Consider the following 956-nt stretch of genomic DNA (forward strand, 5'->3'; position numbering starts at 1 on the left):
CGCCGAGGCGGCCGGCAGACGCACTCCTGCGCTGGCGGCCGCACGGGCATCGGCATCGGCGGCAGCCTGGAGTTCCGAGGGCTCGGCGACGACTTCGAGATAGCACTTGAGCTTCGGTTCCGTGCCGGAAGGACGCACGATGACCCGCGAGTTCGACTCCGAGAGCAAAAGGATCCCGTCGGTCGGAGGCAGCCCCTCATACCCGGCTGCGAGGTCGTGGACCTCAGCAATGGGGGAGCCGGCCAGCGTGGCCGGAGGATTCTCACGCAGCTTCGCCATCGCCGTGGCGATGAGGGAGACATCGTCGAGGCGGAAGCTCAAGGGAGCGGTGGCGAAGTAGCCGTCGCGGGCCCGGATCCGATCGAGTTCGGCCTCGATGCTCGATCCCTCGGCTTTGAGCCGGGATGCCAGAGCCGCGAAGGTCACGGCTGCAGAGATGCCGTCCTTGTCACGGACCGCAGCCGGATCGACGCAGTAGCCGAGCGCCTCTTCGTAGCCGAAGACAAGGTTGGGAACTCGGGAGATCCACTTGAACCCGGTGAGCGTGTTCACCGCTGCGAACCCTTGGCTGGCGGCAGCGGCGGCCAGCCCCCGGGAGGATACGATCGAGTTCGCGAACACCGGAGTCTCCGCCCCCGCCGCATGATGTGTTCCCGCAGTCAGGCGCGTCGCGGCATCCTCACCGAGGAGGAGCCCCACCTCGTCGCCGGACAGCTGCCGGTACCCGGCCGCGGCAGAGTCATCCGGAATGGCCGCGGAGAACCGGTCGGCGTCCGGGTCGTTGGCGATGATGAGCTCGGCGCCGACCTCACGGGCCAGGGCGAACGACTCGTCGAGAGCCCCGGCCTCCTCGGGATTCGGGAACGACACTGTCGGAAAATCCGGATCCGGGGCCTGCTGGGAGGTCACCGGGTGAAGGCTCGTGAATCCGGTGCGGGTCAGGGCCGCCTCGGCGA

The 956-nt window shown here is 68.4% G+C and carries 1 pseudogene; it reads right to left on the minus strand.

The window, feature by feature from the left end:
- Window positions 1–942 (minus strand): annotated as a pseudogene (locus AD89_RS0117505) (phospho-sugar mutase); the annotation flags it as partial.
- Window positions 943–956: the final 14 nt, after the last annotated feature.

The organism is Brevibacterium sp. VCM10 (assembly GCF_000583215.1).
Classification (GTDB): Bacteria; Actinomycetota; Actinomycetes; order Actinomycetales; family Brevibacteriaceae; genus Brevibacterium; species Brevibacterium linens.